Origin of the sequence: Pantoea sp. A4 (genome assembly GCF_000295955.2) — a bacterium.
GTDB lineage: Bacteria > Pseudomonadota > Gammaproteobacteria > Enterobacterales > Enterobacteriaceae > Pantoea > Pantoea multigeneris.
Genome location: NZ_ALXE01000042.1, coordinates 1 through 1,858, shown reverse-complemented (window position 1 = coordinate 1,858; position 1,858 = coordinate 1). Strand labels below are relative to the sequence as shown.

4 protein-coding genes are annotated in these 1,858 nt (G+C 38.3%); 1 reads left to right on the top strand and 3 read right to left on the bottom strand.

The genetic code is table 11. The features are described from left to right. A partial coding sequence (locus B880_RS27140; protein WP_237761027.1) for a hypothetical protein occupies positions 1-203 on the top strand: 203 nt, incomplete at its 5' end. A 34-nt stretch (positions 204-237) separates the two neighbouring features. Here B880_RS27140 and B880_RS0117665 read toward each other — a convergent pair. The 3 genes from B880_RS0117665 to B880_RS0117655 all read right to left on the bottom strand — a co-directional run. Then, positions 238-759: an SMI1/KNR4 family protein gene (locus B880_RS0117665; protein WP_017348782.1), complete on the bottom strand. Its 522-nt coding sequence runs from the start codon at positions 757-759 to the stop codon at positions 238-240. Positions 760-905: 146 nt separating this feature from the next. Then, positions 906-1,388, bottom strand: coding sequence for an immunity 26/phosphotriesterase HocA family protein (locus tag B880_RS0117660; protein ID WP_017348781.1), 483 nt, complete (start codon positions 1,386-1,388; stop codon positions 906-908). After that, positions 1,385-1,858, bottom strand: a 474-nt coding sequence (locus tag B880_RS0117655) for an RHS repeat-associated core domain-containing protein (RefSeq protein ID WP_017348780.1), incomplete at its 5' end; no start/stop codon positions are given. The genes B880_RS0117660 and B880_RS0117655, both read right to left, overlap by 4 nt.

Sequence of the window (1,858 nt, the reverse complement as noted above, 5' to 3'; positions counted from 1 at the left end):
CTGTCTTCGTACTGTCCGGCGTAGCGCAGCGGGATATGTACCTGATTTTTCAGCATCGGCATGCTGTTGATAACCGGGTTGGTGACCTCGCCGAACGGGGCGTAGCACTATGTGCGGCAGGGCTCCCCGTAGCACCGTTGTATCATCTGCCTTGCATTCTGGTAATGGGTTCAACGGCTAGTCTATCGGAGGGGCCCAAATAAGCTGATAATGTGATAAAAACATTAAGTAGAGCAACTATAGCCCTGAGGATACTGTCATCCCTTTTTTTATTGTTTGATCTAGCAATAGATCAAAGAATTGATTAAATGTTTTGGCATAAAAATAGAGGTGAAGGGCGTTTTTTTCACCTAAACTAGAATGGTTATTTTTTTTATCATCAGCATGCAAACAGGTTCTATCCCAATAGTACACTCCTGATTCTTCTCCTTCAGGAACCAATACGTAGAAGTTATCACCAGGGTCGATACCAATAACTACTGCGTTACTTATGAATGATAATTCGTCAACTATATCATCATTTATGTTTTCAATATCATAGTTCTCGTTATTAACTTTATGACCAAATAAAGCATCGAATGAAATGAAGTTATTATCTACATTATTGTATGGAAGGTCACAATGATCAGGGGATGATACTCTAAATCCATTGTAATGACTTAGAAATTTTTTGTAATCGTCAGGAAGAACCACTGACAACCGTTTAGCTAGTAAATCTATATCTATTTGGCTGATGCCGACACCTGTTAAAATAGCCAATTTTAAAATCCTGTAATGAGGTGTATGAGAAAATCCATCAAGCTAAACTGATTGATGAACGAAATATAAATGCGCTGGCTTATTAAATTAAATCAAGGCTAAATAATAAAGTCCGGGAAGATTTTAAGTCTATCCCGGATTTATTTTCAAACATCACTCAATATTTTCTTAACATCAAAGTCACCTTTTGGTGATAACTTAGGAAGAAGATCCCATTCACTTGAAGAAATAGGGGTGACATTTCCAAAAAAATCTTTCTTTTTGCAGGAGTCACCTATTCCAAAGGCAAAGTAAATATCATCTATATTTTCAGGGGTATAGTTATCTTGATGGCCAATTATTCTCCAGTCACTTCCTTCTTCTATTTTCTTATCAAATAGAGAGTACGTATCTATAATAATAGGCTTGATGGTTCTTTTTGAGTTCTTAATTTCAGATTCGCTTACTGCAGGCGAATTCATAGATATATCAAAAAATTCAGCAATATGACCTACAGTCATCAGTGACATGATTCTACCAAAACAATATCTATGCTCATTTAATTTAAAGCAGAATATATCCCCTGGCTTAACGAAGCGTAGCATTGTTCTCGGTTTTTTATCCCATCCCCAAAATTTAAAATCACTCATCCACATCTCCTCCCATCTGAATCACCTTTCTTACTATTGAAAGAGTCTTTAAATACCTGAGCTCTGGGGTCAGTTCTCCCATGATTAAATGAATTATATTTATTCCCTCTATTTGTTGAGGAGATTTCTTCTCCTATAGTCCCGGTTCTTGTTTTATATTTTTCAATATAATACTGTTCATAGCCTCTGGCTTGTCCATATTTAACATTATCATCAAATATCACCATTTCAGAACCAGAACTTAACCTTCCTGTTCCTCTGTGTTCTCCGGCTCTTCTTAATGGATCGTCAGTAATACCAACGTAATAAGGCTCTTTCGCTCCGGAATCAAATAAGCCATAAACACTATAACCTGCCGCATCAACTGGAGTCAGCCCCAGCGGATCCACCCACCCGTTCGGGTTCGGCGCATACTGGTAAAGATTAAACCCACCCGCTACCCCAATCGGGTCCGGGGTCGTAAAGCGGCC